Origin of the sequence: Streptomyces albipurpureus (assembly GCF_023701525.1) — a bacterium.
In the GTDB taxonomy this organism is placed as follows: domain Bacteria; phylum Actinomycetota; class Actinomycetes; order Streptomycetales; family Streptomycetaceae; genus Streptomyces; species Streptomyces albipurpureus.
In genome coordinates this window covers 197819-212818 of sequence record NZ_JAMQAW010000001.1, presented here as the reverse complement: position 1 = coordinate 212818, position 15000 = coordinate 197819, and the positions used below count along the sequence as shown (strand labels likewise).

The window sequence follows — 15000 nt, the reverse complement described above, 5'->3', positions numbered from 1 at the left end:
ACGGCGCCCCACGCCCAGTGGGCTCTACAGTCCGATCGCGCCACCCAGTGCCTGGGCCAGTGCCAGTGCTCCACCCGCCGCGCCCGCGCCCGCCGAAATGGCCTCCAACCAGCGACGCACCCGCCCCTGGTCGACCTCGCGGCCCTCCCGCTGCGCGCTGACGAGCTCCCCCTCCAGCAGTTCGGCCTGACCCACCAACGCGGGCTGGTCCTGCCGCAACCGCCGCACCAGCTCCCCGGCGAGACGAATGGCCTCCGCCGGCGAGGCACCATGGTTGATCTGCGCCCGGCCACCGCCGCTCACATTGACCCCGTGGTCACCGAACTGGTTCTGACCGCCACTCACACTGCCGATGTTGTACGTGTTCATCGCTCTCCCCGAGATCGCCCACGCCGACTCATGTCGTCCTGGCCCCGCCCGCCGGCTGGGCCGGAGGCTGTGCCTGCTGGTTGCCTTGCCCGCCGGCCTGCGGGACGTTGCTGTTGATTCCCTGGTTACCGAACTGGTTCTGTCCGCCGCTGACACTGCCGATGTTGTACGTCTGGTTGTTGATCACACGCTGGGCGCGGTCGAAGTCACTGGTGTCGATGTTGTGATCCTTCAGGAACTTCTCCGTGGCCACCAGCACGCCCTGCTGGAGCCTTTGCAGCACATCCAGCGCGTCCATGCGTTCGTCGAAGTCCATGTCGTCCACCTGGCAGGCGGCCCGCTCCCGCAGGCTGTCCGTGGCCCCGTAGTCGTAGCCGACTCGGTGCTTGGAGATATCGCGACGGATCCTGCGCAGCTGCTTGGTTCGCCGTGTCTGTGCCGCCCCTCGACGCCGAATGCGGCCCGGTGCGCCGAACAGCATCCACCGCAGGCCCCTCCCCGTCGCCTTGAACAGCTCCCACCACTCCTCGAAACCACCGAGTGGGATATAGGCCACATGGTCGAAGCGCTCCTGCACCGGTGGCAGCACATAGGCCGCCACCTGCCAGGAGAGCCGGTTCACGGTGCGGCGGGCCCGTAGATGCATGGACACCACGAACTTGCCGCCCTTGCCCACCACCTCAAGGCTGAGATAGGTGCGCATCCCGCCGCCCTCCTGCAGCACACCGGACTGCACGAGTCGTTCATCGATCCTCGGTAGCGGACGCTTCAGCGGATCGGGCAGGAGGTCCGGACCCAGCGAGTGCACATGCAGCCCTCGTACATACAGGCGGTTGCGCGTCCGCAGTCCGCTCAGACCGGCGATGCCGCCCATCTCCCGGGCCATATAGGCATGGAGGTCAACGGTGTCGAACGGGATGATGGTGAGCTTGCCGCCGGTTGGCGCGTCATCGGGCCGACCCACGTCGATGCTGGGCCAGACGTCTTCCTTGATCTGGTCGCCGCTGCCGACGAAGGGATTGTCCGCCTCGGCCCGTGCGTCGTAGGGAACGACATTGGCCCGGCGCAGTGCCCGCAGCCGATCCTCGACCTCCTTCTCCACGGCGGGTGCGAGGTCCTGCGGACGATCCTGGCCCCGGTAGACCTCACGGGCCGCACGCCAGGCGGAGCGCAGAGCGTGCTGGACGACCGCCGCCCCGATGAGCACGGCGAGGACCGCGCCGCCGGCGAACACCACAGCCGAGTTCTGGGCACCTTCGGACAACGAGACCACCGCGGCCAACAGGGCGGCCACCATCATCAGGAGCACCAGCGACAGTTGGATGTCCCGGAGCCTTCTGCGCCGCTGAGCGGCGTGGGCATGGCGTACGAGTGCCACCAGATTGATGCCCAACGGCAACCCGATCGCCTTCAGGCGGTCCGCGGTGAACTCGTCCAGTACCTCCTGCGCGAAGTTCTCATCGAGATGGGTGTGGGCACTGAGCTGCCGAGTGACTGCGTCGTCTCGATACTGTGGCAGGGGTGGCAGGGTGCGTGGCGTCATGGGTCCCCCTCCGGTGATGCCAGTCTTAGCCTAAGCAGAAACCGCGCGGTTGTCCGCCGCTCAGACGCGGCGGTGACCGCTGTCCCGGAGGGGGCCCGCCGCTCCGGTGGCGCCATGCCGTCAGAGGACATCAGGACCGGATGAAGACGACCTCCGGGTTGCCCGGAGAGGGCCCGTCCAGCAGTGGCTGGGGGCGGCCCTTCAGATGCTGATCAAAGAACGCCACGACATACCCACGGCTCGCCAGCTCCTCGGCGAGGAGGGGCATGGTCGCCCTCGGCCGGTCGAGCCCGGGGGAGATCACCACCAGCGGGAATCGACCCCGCGCCGGAACCGCGCGGTCGCGCGCATGAGTTCGCGTGGCACTCAGCAGTGCCTCGCTTCCCGGGGGAACGGGCACACCGAAACTGGTCTTCGCCAGCAGTTGCCGGGCTTCGTCAGCCGTCAAGTACGGCTGGGAGGCGGGCACTCCCGACCCTTTGCGCGCCGGATAGTAGAGGGAGACCAGGATCTTCCGGTCTCCCGCGGCGGGAAGCCAGGGGTCGGGGCGTCCGACGTCGGTCAGGGCCAGTTCGGAAAGCCCCACGCCGTGCGGACCGGTCGGGCGGGGTAGTTCAATCCGGGCAGGGCGCCGATCAGCGGGGTTCGCCGCATCGGTCAACTCAGCGGAGAGGGCGGACGGGGCTCCCAGGGGGAGAGAGCCAGGGGCGGTGCGAGGAGCACGGCAACGACGCCGCTACGCAGTCTGATCACCCCGGTGACCCTAGCGCTGTGAGCGATGCACGGCCTCCGACCACGCGGCTCGACCGAGGCTCCACCGCCAAGGTGCGCATCGCCCCGATCGCGCGCGGGCGGCTCGAAGCAGCCGTGCCGACAGTTCGACGAGTGCGATCGGGGCGACTGCCGCAACGAACGGGCCCCGGGCCTGTCAGTCGGCTTGCGCGTGACTCCTCCCGCCTCGGGGCCGGAGTCCGTTTGAAAGGCTGGGAACAAGGCGCTGTGGACCCGGCCAACGCGGCTCCTGAGCAAAGCGTCTGAGCGAGCAGGGCCGATCAGACCATGCCGTCAAGGACTATGCGCTCCTCGCCCGCGTAGACGTTCATATTGCCACCGCGGAGGAAGCCGACGAGCGTGAGCCCCGACTCCGCTGCCAGGTCCACGGCGAGTGACGAAGGCGCCGAGACCGCGGCGAGCACGGGTAGGCCGGCCATCACGGCCTTCTGCGCCAACTCGAACGACGCACGGCCCGAGACCAGCAGAACCGCCCGCGAGAGCGGGAGCCCACCATTCTGCAGCGCCCGGCCGATCAGCTTGTCGACCGCGTTGTGCCGACCCACGTCCTCCCGTAGGTCGAGTAGCTCGCCCTCCTCCGAGAACAGGGCCGCGGCATGGAGCCCCCCGGTCCGGTCGAACACGCGTTGAGCCGCTCGCAGCCGGTCGGGGAGCGCGGCGAGCAGCTGGGGCGTCACCCGGACCGGAGGAGTGTCGGCGATCGGGAAGCGGGTGGTCGTACGCACGGCGTCCAGGCTCGCTTTGCCACAGAGACCGCAGGACGACGTGGTGTACACATGGCGTTCCAGACTGATGTCCGGAACCGTGACGTCGGGTGCGAGCTGTACATCTACGACGTTGTACGTATTCACACCGTCCGCAGTCGCCCCAGCGCAGTAGGTGATGGACCGCAACTCCTCCGCGGTACCGATCACCCCTTCGCTGACGAGAAATCCCGTTGCGAGAGCAAAGTCATCCCCCGGGGTGCGCATGGTGATGGCGAGCGGCTTGCCATTGAGTCGGATCTCCAGCGGCTCTTCGCCGACCAGGGTGTCGGGACGGCTGGACACCACTCCATCCCTGATGCGGAGGGTGCGGCGAAGCTCGGTGGCCCGTCCCATACGTATCCCTTCTCCTTCAGCTGTTTCCGGGGAAGGTCGAGGCAGCGCGGGCGCTGAACGACGCTGTGGCTGCTGCTCCGCGGGGTGTGCCCCGGCCCCGCTGAACCCCATTCTCCCGCATCGGGGGCCCGATGGTGAGGGAGGGCTGGCCGGACGGGGCTCGGATGCGTGGGAGGGGCGCCGACTCGCTTTGCTTCAGCTACGACGGACCGGCGGCTTGAGAGACGCGGGTCACGTCTGCCCCATGGTCCTCGGGTCGTTTGCAACACTCTGAGGGCTGCCTCCGACCGTCGAACACTCAAGCTCGCTTCGCAATCCCTCGGGAAGCTCCAAATTCAGGGGGTCTAATCCTGTTGGATCACCTGCCTTCGTACCGGTTGGTAGCAGCCAAGACTTGGGTCTTCCACTGCCCGCATGGAGGGGATCGCAGATGACCGGTTCACGTATCACCGCCCTAGGGCACTACCAGCCCGCCACCGTGCTCACAAATGAGGACATCGCGGCCCTGGTCGACACCAGCGACGAGTGGATCCGTACGCGGGTGGGCATCGAGAAGCGCCATCGGGCAGGGGACGACGAGCCCGTCGATGAGCTGGCGGCGCATGCCGGCGCCAAGGCGATCGCCGCGGCCGGTCTCACCCCGCAGGACATCGGGCTGGTCCTCGTCGCGACATCCACCGCTATCGACCGATCGCCGAACATGGCGGCGCGAGTGGCTGCCCGGCTGGGCATGGAATCGCCCGCGGTGATGGACCTCAACGTCGTCTGCGCCGGCTTCACCCACGCCCTGGCCACCGCGGACCACGCGGTACGGGCCGGCGCCGCCGAACGGGTCCTGGTGATCGGGGCGGACAAGATGACCGCCATCACCGACTGGACCGATCGCACCACCTGCGTCCTCATGGGTGATGGCGCCGGCGCGGCGGTCGTCGAAGCCGACCCGGTGGGATTCGAACCGGTCAACGCCCGCGGCGGCGAGCAGGAGCGGACCCCGGGCATCGGCCCCGTGCTGTGGGGTTCGGTTCCCTCGATGGGCAACGCCGTACGGATCGAGGGCACCCCACCCCGGTTCGCCCAGGAAGGGCAGTCCGTCTACCGCTGGGCCACGACCCAGTTGCCGCCCATCGCCCGGAAGGTCTGCGAACGCGGTGGGGTGCGGCCCGATGAGCTGGCCGCCGTCGTGCTCCATCAGGCGAATCTGCGGATCATCGAGCCCTTCGCACAGAAGATCGGTGCGGTGAACGCCGTGATCGCCCGTGATGTCATCGAGTCCGGCAACACTTCGGCCGCATCCATCCCGATGGCCCTGGCCAAGCTGGTCGAACGTGGCGAGATCTCCACCGGGGACCCGGTGCTGCTCTTCGGCTTCGGTGGCAACCTGTCGTACGCGGGGCAGATCATCCGCTGCCCCTGACCAGACATAACGGCGTTATCCGGCAGACTGGATGGTATGGCGACCAAGAGAAGCGCGGGACTGCTCCTGTTTCGCATCCCCGATCGGAGTACGGGTCTCCCCGTAGAGGTCCTCATCGGGCATATGGGGGGACCGTTCTGGCAGAACCAGGACGGCGAGGCGTGGTCGACGCCGAAGGGGGAGTACACCCCTGACGAGGAACCCATGGCGGCGGCCCGTCGAGAGTTCGAGGAGGAGCTGGGATTCCCTCCGCCGGACGGCGTCTGGCTGCCGCTCGGTGAGGCCCGGCAGCCCAGTGGAAAGATCAACACCATCTGGGCGATGGAGGCCGATCTTGATACCGCGCTCTTTGTGCCCGGCACCTTCACCATGGAGTGGCCACCGCGATCGGGGCGCCGGGTCGAGTTCCCCGAGATCGACCAGATCGAGTGGACCGGGATCGACAAGGCCCGCTCCAGGCTCGTACCGGGCCAACTGATCTTTCTGGACCGGCTCGAAGAGCTTCTGTCGGCCCGACGGGACTGAACGGCCCTCCCCTGATGTCGCTCGGGCCCATGGGCAGGGGGCTTGGCGCCTGGATGGCAACTCCCCGGCCAGCTCTGAGGCGTTGACGGGCGGCCCCGGCATACCGAATCCCGGTACAGCCCAACAGCGCGCCTCAGCCGATGCCCTGACGATTGGGCAGCAACGCGAACTCCCGCTCCGCGGCCTCGGGTACCGCCCGCACCACCGACTGCACCAGCAGGGTTCGATGGCGCAGCAGTGGTGTACGACGGTCCTCGGTGGACATCCGCCCGCTCTGACTCCACGACGACGGTGGCCCCTGCGTCGCCAGCAGGAGCAGATCATCGATCGCGGCCATCAGACGCCGGGTGACCTGCGGGGTGTCCGCCGCGGCCTCGCGGATCTCCGCCAACCCCAGATCAACGAGGTCCTCCCAAGTCGGCACGTCCTGTTCGAGTCGCACCGCACCCTTGGCGTCCCGGTGGTGGATGGCCCCGAGCGGCTCGTTCACCAGCGCCGAAAGCACCTGCACGATCCGGTCCACACACTGCACGGCCGTCGTGGGATCGTGCACCGCCGGGGAGAGCGCTCGAAGAGCGATGTCCGAGAGTTGCCGCAGCCCGAACCCGATGTCCTGATGGAACGTCCGCTCGGTCCCGACATGGACGGCGAAGGACGCCACGCGCAACGGCGCGTCCGGCTCTCCGTGCACGGCGAGCATCGGGGTGCCCGGAACCACGAAGTCTCCGATGCGAGGGATCAACCGCAGGACGACCCCTTGCCGCCTGGCCTTTCTGACGAGCGCGGTCACATTGACATCGCGCAGCACCCCGGCCCGCCCCCGATAGGGAATGCGCACCGACTCCACCGGCAACTCCACCGGCGTCCCCTCACCCGTGGGCTGGCGCGTCAGGGCATGCATCGCCTCTCGCGTAATCCGATCCACCACCGGCCCCACCTGCATCAGCCGCAGAGTCGACGACACATACGCGATGAAGAGCAGCAGGCTCAAGGCGACGAGTGCCATGGTCAGCAGGCTCTGGACCACCGGTACGGAGGAGATCCGCCGTGGATCGACGACGCTCTCGTAGGAGGTCAGGACGAGCAGGGAGAACAGAAAGGTGGCGAGGAAGACCGTCAGGGTGAGCTTGCTGATCCGGCTGCGTACGAAGATCCGCACCACCCGGGGGGTGAGCTGTCCACTGGCCATCTGCACGGCGACGAGCGAGATGCTGAAGACGACGCCGACGAACGTCATCATGGCCGAGCTGATCGTGGTCACGATCGTCTTGGCGTCCTCGGTGATCGACATCAGGGAGCGGAGCTCCTCGTAGGCTCGCTCGTCCTGCAGATGCCTCACGATCTCGGCATCGACCGCGGACGCCCCCCACCACAGAAGAAAGACGCAGACCAGTCCGGTGGTGGGGGCGAACCAGAGGGTGTCCCTCAGATGCTCCCGCAGCGGTGAGAGCGGGCGGGGCCGTCGATAGCTGCGAACCGTCACACAGACGAAGGTAGCGTCACTCAGCGCAATGAAGGGGACACATTGTGCGATGCGGGGTGGGTGCGTGTGTCGCGCACCGGTCGAGGGTGGTCTCCACACCTCACTGACCACGGGATATGCAGGTGAGGGGGGTCTCAAACCCCTGCTATTGTTGTCCATGTCGCCACGGGAAACCGCGGTGGTCACCTAGTCCGGGTGGCGGAATGGCAGACGCGCTAGCTTGAGGTGCTAGTGCCCTTTAACGGGCGTGGGGGTTCAAGTCCCCCCTCGGACACCAGCTGAGACCCCACTTCATGTGGGGTTTTTTGCTTTTCCAGGCTGTGGCGTGACCAACCACGTGACCAACGGCCCAGAGATTCCCCAGGTCAGACCAGGGATGACAGGCCGAGTCGGCTGGCGCTCGAAGCGGCCAGCTTCTTCGCTCCTTCGGCGCGTCGCCTGCCGTACCGAGCCATGGTGTAGCCCGGCGAGTGGTGCCGGGCGTTGGCCGAGACCTCGACCGGGTTCTCGTGGGCATCCAGATCGTTCGTGATCTTTGACGCCCGCCAGTCGTGCAGCCGGAAGTTCTCCGGCAGGTGCAGGCGGTTGCGCGCCGTGCGCCACCGGGCCGACACCTTCTCGGGGTCCTGTGGCCCACCCGCCTCGCCCCGGTACAGCTTGAAGCCGTCGCGGGCGAACACGAGGTCATGGTCCGTCCAGAGATCCCCGAGCCGTTCCCGTTCCACGTCCTGGCGTTCCTTCTGCCACTTGAGGACGTTCATCAGGGCTTGGTCTACGTAGATGATCGCGTTGTCGTCTCCATCCTTGGTCAGCTTCCGTAGTCGGTACGTGTTGCCTTCCTCCACCACGACCCAGCCCAGTTCGATGGCGCACTCATCCCAGTGAATGAGCGACCACCTCCACCCCAGCACTTCGCTACGGCGGCACGAGGTCGCCGCGTACGAGGTCCACAGCGGGGCATCCCGAAGGCAGTGGTGGGTCAGGCCGTCGTCACAGGCCCGGTTGCCGCGCGGCTTCCAGATGGCCGCCAGGAACCGCCCCGTCTCGTGATCATTGAGGGTCGGGAAGTCCGGCTGCGCCGCCTTGATCTGCCGCTCCGTGGGTGGGTTGGCCGTGTGGGCCGGGTTGACCGCAAGGAGCTTCCTCGGCCCGGTCACGGAGTCGAGCGCGGCCGACACGATGTTGTGGATGTGGCGGACGCTCTTGGGCCCGAGCGGCTTGTTGCCGTTGGCCTCGATGGGCGTGGTCTCCAAGAGCCGGTACAGGTCGTCGAGCCGCTCGTCCGTCACCTCCACTACCTTCTCCCTGCCTATGTGCGGCTTGATGTGCAGCCGGATCGTCGGCTCGTACCCTTCCTTTGTGGTGTCCTCGCCCCGATGCTTGGCAAGCCACCCGTCCATGAGCTGGCCCATGGTCATGTCGGAGCGGGGCGTGAGGGTGCCTGCCTCGTGGTCGCTGTGCCACTTGCGCAGCGCCCGTTCCGCTTCGGTCTTGTTCCTGTAGTCCCGGCCTATCCAGTAGTGCTCCCTCTTGCCCGTCGCCGGGTTGAAGTGCAGGGGCGTACGTACACCCCAGGTGTTCGGTCGGCCCGTGCGCGGGATCTCCACCGGAGTGACCCGAACGGGGCGGGTGCCATCGTGTTCGCCGTGCTCGCCGTGAGCGCCGAGGTGGAGCGGGAAGGCATCCGGGAGAAGACGTTGGAAGGGCTGGACGCTGCGGCCCGCAAGGGCAACGTCGGTGGGCGTCCGACCGTCGTGGACGACGGCAAACTAGCCGTGGCTCGCGCCCGGCACCGTAAGGGAGAGAGCGTCACGTCCATCGCTAAGGCCCTGGGAATCGGTCGTGCCACCTTGTACCGCCACCTTGGAGAGAGCGCCTGAGACGGGCGCACACGGACACAGGCAGACCCCCGGCACCACGTCGGGGGCCGCTGTCATGCACAGGCCTGTCAGGCGCTGACCTCCGAGTGCACCGGGACCGGAGGCCGAACGCCCGTGAGTGACTCCGCGCGAGCGAGTAGGCGCGGGGCCAGTTCCGGATACCAGCCACGGGCGACGGCTTGCAGCATCTCTGCCAGGGCCGCGAGTTCTCCGACTCGGCCGGCTGGGGTGTCCAAGACCGAAGCGAACTCCAGCCGGATGCGGTCCGCCACGTCGGGAACGAGCAGGCTGTTGGCGTGGAGAAGACCCGCGTCGTAGCCGTAGGGCACCAGGCCCCACCGCTCCCAGTCCAGCAGGGTCAGGGGCATGGTCGTGAGGTTGCCCCAGTGCAGGTCACCGTGACCGGTCGCCCGCTCCACCTTGGCAGGGGCCGGGATGCCGAGGAACTGGGGGAAGGCTCGTTCGATCCACCCGTCCCGCACAGTGACCTTCACTCCCTCCGCCCCAGCGAGCGTGGCCAGGGCTCGGCGCAGATTGGCCCACCACTCGTCAGGCAAACCTGGGTCGCGATCTAGGGCGGCCCGCTCCGGGGACACCACGGGGTGCGTCAGGTAGTCGAGGACTTCGGCCTCGAAGGCCCACTCGCCGTCAGTCCAGTCGTACACCTCGTACAGACGCGGGCGCGGGACCGCGTCAGGCACCAGCAGGGAGGCTCCCACGATGCCCTCCCCCTGCTTCCTGCCCGCGTTCCTCCTGGCGGTCCGGCTTACCCGTAGCCACCGGTCCCCTGCCTGCCGCCCGAGGGTGACACCTTGGAACCCCCATGTCGGCGGGCCCACGCACGTGAGACCCAGTGCCTTGCCCGCCCGCTCGTGGGCAGCCTCCATCAGGGTCTGTACGTCCTCACTCGGAGGCGAGTTCATCGGTCACCCTCCTCAGTTCATCGGCCGTCAGGGGCGCAGTCAGAGCCTTCGCCGCATCGTCCCAGTGTTCGCGGGTGCTCGCGGAAGTCAGGACGACATCGAGGCCGGGGCACGATCCGGCAGCCAGCAGGGCAGCGGCTGCGGCCGACAGACCGGGGCGGATGAAGTTCACCAGTTCGGGTGTCATGGCATCCAGCAGTTCGCCGCCGTGCAGAGGGGCGGAGCCGAACGTGATCAGCCCCGCGTCCTTCGCCTGCACCAGCGGTCCGCCGCCGTCGAGTGCCTGCCTGATCAGGTCATCCATGATCAGATTGACGGGCATCTGCAACCCCGTGAAGTGGTGCTCGGCGGAGCCCGCGGCCTGTCGGGCGAGCGCGAGCAACTCGGGAACCGTGAACGCTTCGGAGGTCAGGCCCGTCCAGGTGGCGACGCCGTACCCGCCGATCTTGCCCGCATGAGCGAACTCTTCCAACGCCGTGAAGGCTTCCCGTACACGCCAGTGCAGAGCGGCACGGTCAAGGCCGTGCCCGTGGTGCTCGGGGTTGTGCACGAACACCAGGTCCACGCGGCCGAGTGTGGCCAATGAACGCTCCGTCTGCCAGCGAACGAAGCCCGGTTCAAGGCTGTGCCGACTGGCCGTCTCTTCCCGGGTGAGCGCGCACTCCGCCAGGGCGGTGCGGCCTTGCTCCTCCGTGAAGAACCCCGTTTTCGTAGCTACCCGCACGCTCGGGTACTCCCCAAGGACCGGGCGCAGCTCCTCATGCGCCCGGCCATGGGCGTAGTTGGGTGCCGTGTCCACCCAGGGGCTACCGGCAGCCAGGGCGGTGCGTGCCGCCTGACCGACGGCACGCACGCGGTATGTCCCCAGGGAGAGAGCGGCGGTCACAGCGCGGTCCCCACGACTGCGGCCTGGCCCTCGATGAGGGCGGAGACCAGTTCGGCCACGTCCTTGATCGCCAGTCCGGCGGAGTGGGCCATCTCGCCGAGCGTGGTCGGCTGACCGGTCAGCAGCGTGCCCAGTACGGGCGCGGCCGACTCGGCGAAGTCCCAGGCGGTACCGGCCGCCGAGAACGTGACCGTGCTGTGTGCGGAGTTCGCCATCAGACGGCCCCGAGGGGCGGTCAGCTTGACCGTGATCTCCGGCCGTGCGGGCAGCCCGTCCACGTAGGGCAGCGAGGGAATCGCGTGCCCCATGTCGGTCGTGTCGATGGACTCCGCCCACAGTTCCACCAACCGGGGGTCCGCCATCATGTCCAGCACCTCACGGCGCACGGCCTCGATGAAGTCCGACTGCTCCACCAGGGAAGCGAACCGCGGGATGTCCTTGCGCAGCGCGAGGGATGACCGGAGCTGATCCACGACCCAGAGCATGAGGTCCGCGCCCGTGTGCGGGACCATGCCGAACGTCAGGTGAAGCGACTCCGTCCCTTGATCGGCCGTGACCGCGTGCCACCAACCGCGCGGTAGGTAGAGCACATCACCGGGGGCGAGAACGATGTCCGCCACCGGGTCACCCTCGGGCCTCTCCGGCGACTCCACGTCCCGGAAAGTCGGAGCCTCACGGGTGGAGCCGTACAAGCGCCACCGCTTCGAGCCGTGGACCTGCACCACCACGACATCGTGGTCGTCCCAGTGCAGGCCGAAGCCCTCACGATCCGTCCAGGACGCGTACGCGTTGGCCTGCACGGACGTGCCGAGGAACCGTTCAAGACCTTCGGCAGCCGCACTCACCGCCAGGTGGATCTTCTCGACCGCATCGAGGACCAGCGACGCACCGTCCTTGAGCTGGGCGTGGAAGTCGGCCGGCTGAATGCGCGACCAGGTGACCGCCCGGCGGTTCGTGGTCGGGATCGCGTAGCGGTGAAGGGGGACCATCTCGCCGTCGGCCGACAGGCGCAGCCGGGGCGGCTCCAGTCGCTGCGTGGCGATGATCCGGTTGAGGTCGTCCCAGGAGAACAGGCCCGCCGTCTCGGCGGTGCCGGGGAAGTGCGCGTAGGAGCGGTGGTACGTCTGGGCGAGGAACGTGTCCCCGCCCAGACGCCCCGCCCACGAGGCTGCATCAAGCATCGTGGGCAACCCCGCTAGTCGTTGCCGTCGGAACGGCCGCTACTGACGTCGGACTCCTGCTCGGCGCGGGTGCGGGCGGCGACGATCTTCCGCTTCGCGACGAGCAGGCCACCCCCCTCGGGGGCCGCCGAACCGGTGTTCTCTTCCACCATCGGACTTACCTCTCTACTCGGAAACACCCGCCGGGAATCCGGCGGGAGGAACGGGAGGGCAGCAGCCTTCGAGGCAGCTACCGCGTCGCACGGGCTCCGGCGAGGAACACGGCGGAGCCGCCGAGGATCATGGCCAGGTAGAGCGGACCTGCGTACCGACCGAAGCGGCGCAGTACCCAGTTGCGTAAGCCAGACCTCACGCCGTCCTCGGCTCGATGTCAGCCGGGCGGAGCGACGTGGCGGACAGCGGCTGGTGGCCCGTGCAGCGGGCACACCCGCAGGGCGGGTATCGCCCCGGATCGGACAGGATGACGAACGCGTCACCCTCCTGGACGCTGGTGCTCTGCTGCCAGGTGCGACCCGAGTCGCGGGATACCCGAAGGGTCATGAGAACGCGGCGGTCAGCTCCAAGACCCGGAGACTGGGCGGAACCGAGACCATCACGCGCCATGCCGTTCTCCGTTGCCATGTCCGCACCCTTCCGCAGGTTTGCCCCCGTGCCCGTTTGCGACAACACCAAGGAAAGCGCGGGGAGTCCGAGCCCTCCACGGCATCAATGCGGCACTCTTGATGCACATCCGTGCACGGGAACGCCGTGGGTTCAGGTCACGGGAAGAGGGGCGTCATGGGACTGGCGGAACGGCGCAAGACCCTGGGTTACAGTCAGGAGAAATTGGCCGAGTTACTTGGCGTGGACCGCACAACGGTCGGACGCTGGGAGAGCGGCAAGATCGCACCGCAGCCGCCTCAGCGGCCAGGATTGGCAGCCGTCCTCGAAGTGAGCCTTCAAGAGTTGGACGCCCTTCTGACACAGCCACGAGCCGTAAGCCGGACGACCAGATGCCAGCAGCCCAGTGACCACTCGAGTGCGGGAGACCCAGACGAAGTGATCCGCCGCGAATTCCTCCGCATCCTCACCGTCAGCGGGGCACTGACCGCCCTGCCGCTGGATGAGGCGGAAGCCCTCTCCGATGGGGTCCTCAGGGGTGCACCCGGTGACTTCGCGCGGATGAACAGTCACCTCTGGCAGGTCTACCAACTGGCCCGGTCCAAGGGGTCCGTTTACCCCATCGTCCGCGACCAACTGACCACCCTGAACGAAGCCCTCGCGGCCGACACCCGAGGCAACTCCCGCCCGCTCCTGAGCGCGGCAGCCGACCTCTTCCAACTGGCCGGCGAAGTCGCGTTCGACGCGAACCGGTACACCGACGCGGCTGCCTCCTACGCCCTCGCGGCATCCGTCAGCAGGGACGCCGGAGCCTACGACCTGTGGGCGTGCGCACTCGTCCGGCACGCCTACGTGGACGTGTCGGAGCACCGCTACCAGCAGGCGGCCCAGGTCCTGGGAGCCGCTGAGCGGCTGGCCGGGCGAGGTGACCGTAACCTCGCCACGCGGCACTGGGTCGCCTCCGTCCAGGCAGAGGCGTACGCCGGCCTGGGCGACCTCACCGCATGCGAGCGAGCCTTGGACCAGGCGGAGCACGTCATGGGCCTGAGCGCGGGCAGCACCAACGGCGGGTGGCTGCGGTTCGACGGGACGCGGCTGGCCGAGGAACGGGGAGCTCGCTACGTCCAGCTCGGACGTCTCGACCTGGCGGAGGAAGCGTTGCGACGGGCATTGGAGCAGACCGCCCTTGCCTCCGGGCAGTCCTACCGGCGGCGCGGCGCTGTCCTGACCGATCTCGCCGCCATCGGCGCCAAGCGGCGAGACCCCGAACACGTCGTCGCGTACGGCCGGGAAGCCCTCCTCCTGGCCCAAGCCTCATCCTCCGGATACGTCGCCAGTAGACTCCAGACCCTGTGCGACGAGTTCGGCCCCCTGAGCAGGGACCACCGCGTAGCGGAGCTGGGGGCGGAGATCGCCGCGCTCAGCACGCCATGACGAGAGGGGTTGGCATGTCGCAGACCGAAGGTGCACGAGTGTTCCGGGAAGCCTGGATCGAGGGAGTGCACCAGCACTTCCCGGGGGAGCCGAAAGCTGGGTACGTGACGCCTTGGGACGACACCCCGCAGTGGGAGCGCGAGGCCGCAGGCTCGGTCTACGACCAGGTCCGGCAGTTCATCGAGATCAGCGGTGGGCACGCATCGAGGCTGTCCCGCGAGCAGAAGAGTCGGTTCGTCGCGACGTGCTGGACCGCCCAGATGTTCAAGCACTTCGAGGACCCCAAGCCGGGCTACGTGGCCGACTGGCCCGACCTGCCGAAGTGGCAGCAGGAGACCGACGCCGACATCTTCGAGGCCATCGAGAAAGCCTGATCGAGTGGGCAAGATCGCTCGTCCTGGCCAGGTTGGGCACATGACCAACGGGTGACCAACAGCGTCCTGAGACGGCCTGAAACAGCAGGAAAAGACAGGAAGAGTAGGACTGTCGAACCCCTGCCACGACAGGCATTTCCGCAGGTCAGAACGCCTACAGGCTGGTGCCCGAGTGGAGAGTTCAAGTCCCCCCTCGGACACCAGAACGACAAGGTATTGCGGGTAACCCTCCCGCATTCCTGATATGACTCTCAGCGCGGCTTGATCCGGGCTGGGGGTTCTTTTTTGTTCGGGTTCCGCGCCCGGCGCGGGTGGGCTGACGGGTGTTGGGGGTGTCCTCCGGCTACGCCATCCGTTGATGCTGATCCGAAGAACCGTTTGGCCCGGCTCTGGCGGGCACGGCTCACGCCCGCACCCGCACCCGCCCCAGCCGAGGGCCCTGCGCTTCGCTGCGCCCGTCGCCTGCCGCAGTGCCATGCCCGGCGCTGATCCCCAA

Annotated in this window: 16 protein-coding genes and 1 tRNA gene; 6 read left to right on the top strand and 11 right to left on the bottom strand. The window is 67.9% G+C overall.

What is annotated here, in order from left to right; all coding sequences use genetic code 11:
* Positions 1-24: 24 nt before the first annotated feature.
* From NBG84_RS00950 to fdhD, 4 genes are all read right to left on the bottom strand, one after another.
* Positions 25-369 (bottom strand): hypothetical protein, encoded by a 345-nt coding sequence (locus tag NBG84_RS00950; RefSeq protein WP_250917251.1) that lies wholly within the window; start codon positions 367-369, stop codon positions 25-27.
* Between the two features lie 28 nt (positions 370-397).
* Positions 398-1912 carry a hypothetical protein gene (locus tag NBG84_RS00945; RefSeq protein ID WP_250917250.1) on the bottom strand — a complete coding sequence of 505 codons (1515 nt, stop codon included), beginning with the start codon at positions 1910-1912 and terminating at the stop codon, positions 398-400.
* 130 nt (positions 1913-2042) lie between these two features.
* Entirely contained in the window at positions 2043-2498 is a 456-nt protein-coding gene (locus NBG84_RS00940) for a hypothetical protein (protein WP_250917249.1), read from the bottom strand.
* Between the two features lie 466 nt (positions 2499-2964).
* Positions 2965-3804, bottom strand: coding sequence for a formate dehydrogenase accessory sulfurtransferase FdhD (fdhD, locus tag NBG84_RS00935; protein WP_250917248.1), 840 nt, complete (start codon positions 3802-3804; stop codon positions 2965-2967).
* A 430-nt stretch (positions 3805-4234) separates the two neighbouring features.
* On the opposite strand from fdhD, the gene NBG84_RS00930 reads away from it, so the two are divergent.
* Both NBG84_RS00930 and NBG84_RS00925 read left to right on the top strand, forming a co-directional pair.
* Complete coding sequence (locus NBG84_RS00930; RefSeq protein ID WP_250917247.1) at positions 4235-5218, top strand: beta-ketoacyl-ACP synthase III; 984 nt, start codon at positions 4235-4237, stop codon at positions 5216-5218.
* Positions 5219-5254: 36 nt separating this feature from the next.
* The gene (locus tag NBG84_RS00925; RefSeq protein WP_250917246.1) at positions 5255-5743 is read left to right on the top strand and encodes an NUDIX hydrolase; all 489 of its coding nucleotides are present in this window, start codon (positions 5255-5257) and stop codon (positions 5741-5743) included.
* Between the two features lie 133 nt (positions 5744-5876).
* Here NBG84_RS00925 and NBG84_RS00920 read toward each other — a convergent pair whose 3' ends face one another.
* Positions 5877-7226 (bottom strand): DUF2254 domain-containing protein, encoded by a 1350-nt coding sequence (locus NBG84_RS00920; RefSeq protein ID WP_250917245.1) that lies wholly within the window; start codon positions 7224-7226, stop codon positions 5877-5879.
* Between the two features lie 189 nt (positions 7227-7415).
* On the opposite strand from NBG84_RS00920, the gene NBG84_RS00915 reads away from it, so the two are divergent.
* Positions 7416-7503, top strand: a tRNA-Leu gene (locus tag NBG84_RS00915).
* 88 nt (positions 7504-7591) lie between these two features.
* Here the strand turns inward: NBG84_RS00915 and NBG84_RS00910 are convergent.
* Positions 7592-8833, bottom strand: a complete 1242-nt coding sequence (locus NBG84_RS00910; protein ID WP_250917244.1) for a tyrosine-type recombinase/integrase — start codon at positions 8831-8833, stop codon at positions 7592-7594.
* A 39-nt stretch (positions 8834-8872) separates the two neighbouring features.
* On the opposite strand from NBG84_RS00910, the gene NBG84_RS40960 reads away from it, so the two are divergent.
* Entirely contained in the window at positions 8873-9106 is a 234-nt protein-coding gene (locus NBG84_RS40960; protein WP_250917243.1) for a helix-turn-helix domain-containing protein, read from the top strand.
* 68 nt (positions 9107-9174) lie between these two features.
* Here the strand turns inward: NBG84_RS40960 and NBG84_RS00900 are convergent, their stop codons facing one another.
* From NBG84_RS00900 to NBG84_RS40370, 5 genes are all read right to left on the bottom strand, one after another.
* Positions 9175-10029 (bottom strand): hypothetical protein, encoded by an 855-nt coding sequence (locus tag NBG84_RS00900; RefSeq protein ID WP_250917242.1) that lies wholly within the window; start codon positions 10027-10029, stop codon positions 9175-9177.
* Entirely contained in the window at positions 10010-10915 is a 906-nt protein-coding gene (locus NBG84_RS00895) for an aldo/keto reductase (RefSeq protein WP_250917241.1), read from the bottom strand. Before NBG84_RS00895 ends, NBG84_RS00900 begins: the two co-directional genes overlap by 20 nt.
* The gene (locus tag NBG84_RS00890; RefSeq protein WP_250917240.1) at positions 10912-12096 is read right to left on the bottom strand and encodes a JmjC domain-containing protein; all 1185 of its coding nucleotides are present in this window, start codon (positions 12094-12096) and stop codon (positions 10912-10914) included. The genes NBG84_RS00895 and NBG84_RS00890 overlap by 4 nt, the downstream gene beginning before the upstream one ends.
* 14 nt (positions 12097-12110) lie before the next feature.
* Positions 12111-12248: a hypothetical protein gene (locus NBG84_RS00885; protein ID WP_165289379.1), complete on the bottom strand. Its 138-nt coding sequence runs from the start codon at positions 12246-12248 to the stop codon at positions 12111-12113.
* A 77-nt stretch (positions 12249-12325) separates the two neighbouring features.
* Entirely contained in the window at positions 12326-12448 is a 123-nt protein-coding gene (locus NBG84_RS40370; RefSeq protein ID WP_285366193.1) for a hypothetical protein, read from the bottom strand.
* Positions 12449-12873: 425 nt separating this feature from the next.
* Here NBG84_RS40370 and NBG84_RS00880 point away from each other — a divergent pair, with 425 nt between their 5' ends.
* Both NBG84_RS00880 and NBG84_RS00875 read left to right on the top strand, forming a co-directional pair.
* Positions 12874-14130, top strand: a complete 1257-nt coding sequence (locus NBG84_RS00880; protein ID WP_250917239.1) for a helix-turn-helix transcriptional regulator — start codon at positions 12874-12876, stop codon at positions 14128-14130.
* Positions 14131-14144: 14 nt separating this feature from the next.
* Positions 14145-14504: a hypothetical protein gene (locus NBG84_RS00875; protein WP_250917238.1), complete on the top strand. Its 360-nt coding sequence runs from the start codon at positions 14145-14147 to the stop codon at positions 14502-14504.
* Positions 14505-15000 lie beyond the last annotated feature (496 nt).

What these genes read in the sequence shown, in the direction of transcription:
- NBG84_RS00875 (WP_250917238.1), top strand. Translation starts at nt 14,145, where the DNA reads ATGTCGCAGACCGAAGGTGCACGAGTGTTCCGGGAAGCCTGGATCGAG.
- NBG84_RS00880 (WP_250917239.1), top strand. Translation starts at nt 12,874, where the DNA reads ATGGGACTGGCGGAACGGCGCAAGACCCTGGGTTACAGTCAGGAGAAA.
- NBG84_RS00930 (WP_250917247.1), top strand. Translation starts at nt 4,235, where the DNA reads ATGACCGGTTCACGTATCACCGCCCTAGGGCACTACCAGCCCGCCACC.
- NBG84_RS00925 (WP_250917246.1), top strand. Translation starts at nt 5,255, where the DNA reads ATGGCGACCAAGAGAAGCGCGGGACTGCTCCTGTTTCGCATCCCCGAT.
- NBG84_RS00950 (WP_250917251.1), bottom strand. Translation starts at nt 369, where the DNA reads ATGAACACGTACAACATCGGCAGTGTGAGTGGCGGTCAGAACCAGTTC.
- NBG84_RS00890 (WP_250917240.1), bottom strand. Translation starts at nt 12,096, where the DNA reads ATGCTTGATGCAGCCTCGTGGGCGGGGCGTCTGGGCGGGGACACGTTC.
- fdhD (WP_250917248.1), bottom strand. Translation starts at nt 3,804, where the DNA reads ATGGGACGGGCCACCGAGCTTCGCCGCACCCTCCGCATCAGGGATGGA.
- NBG84_RS00900 (WP_250917242.1), bottom strand. Translation starts at nt 10,029, where the DNA reads ATGAACTCGCCTCCGAGTGAGGACGTACAGACCCTGATGGAGGCTGCC.
- NBG84_RS00945 (WP_250917250.1), bottom strand. Translation starts at nt 1,912, where the DNA reads ATGACGCCACGCACCCTGCCACCCCTGCCACAGTATCGAGACGACGCA.
- NBG84_RS00885 (WP_165289379.1), bottom strand. Translation starts at nt 12,248, where the DNA reads ATGGTGGAAGAGAACACCGGTTCGGCGGCCCCCGAGGGGGGTGGCCTG.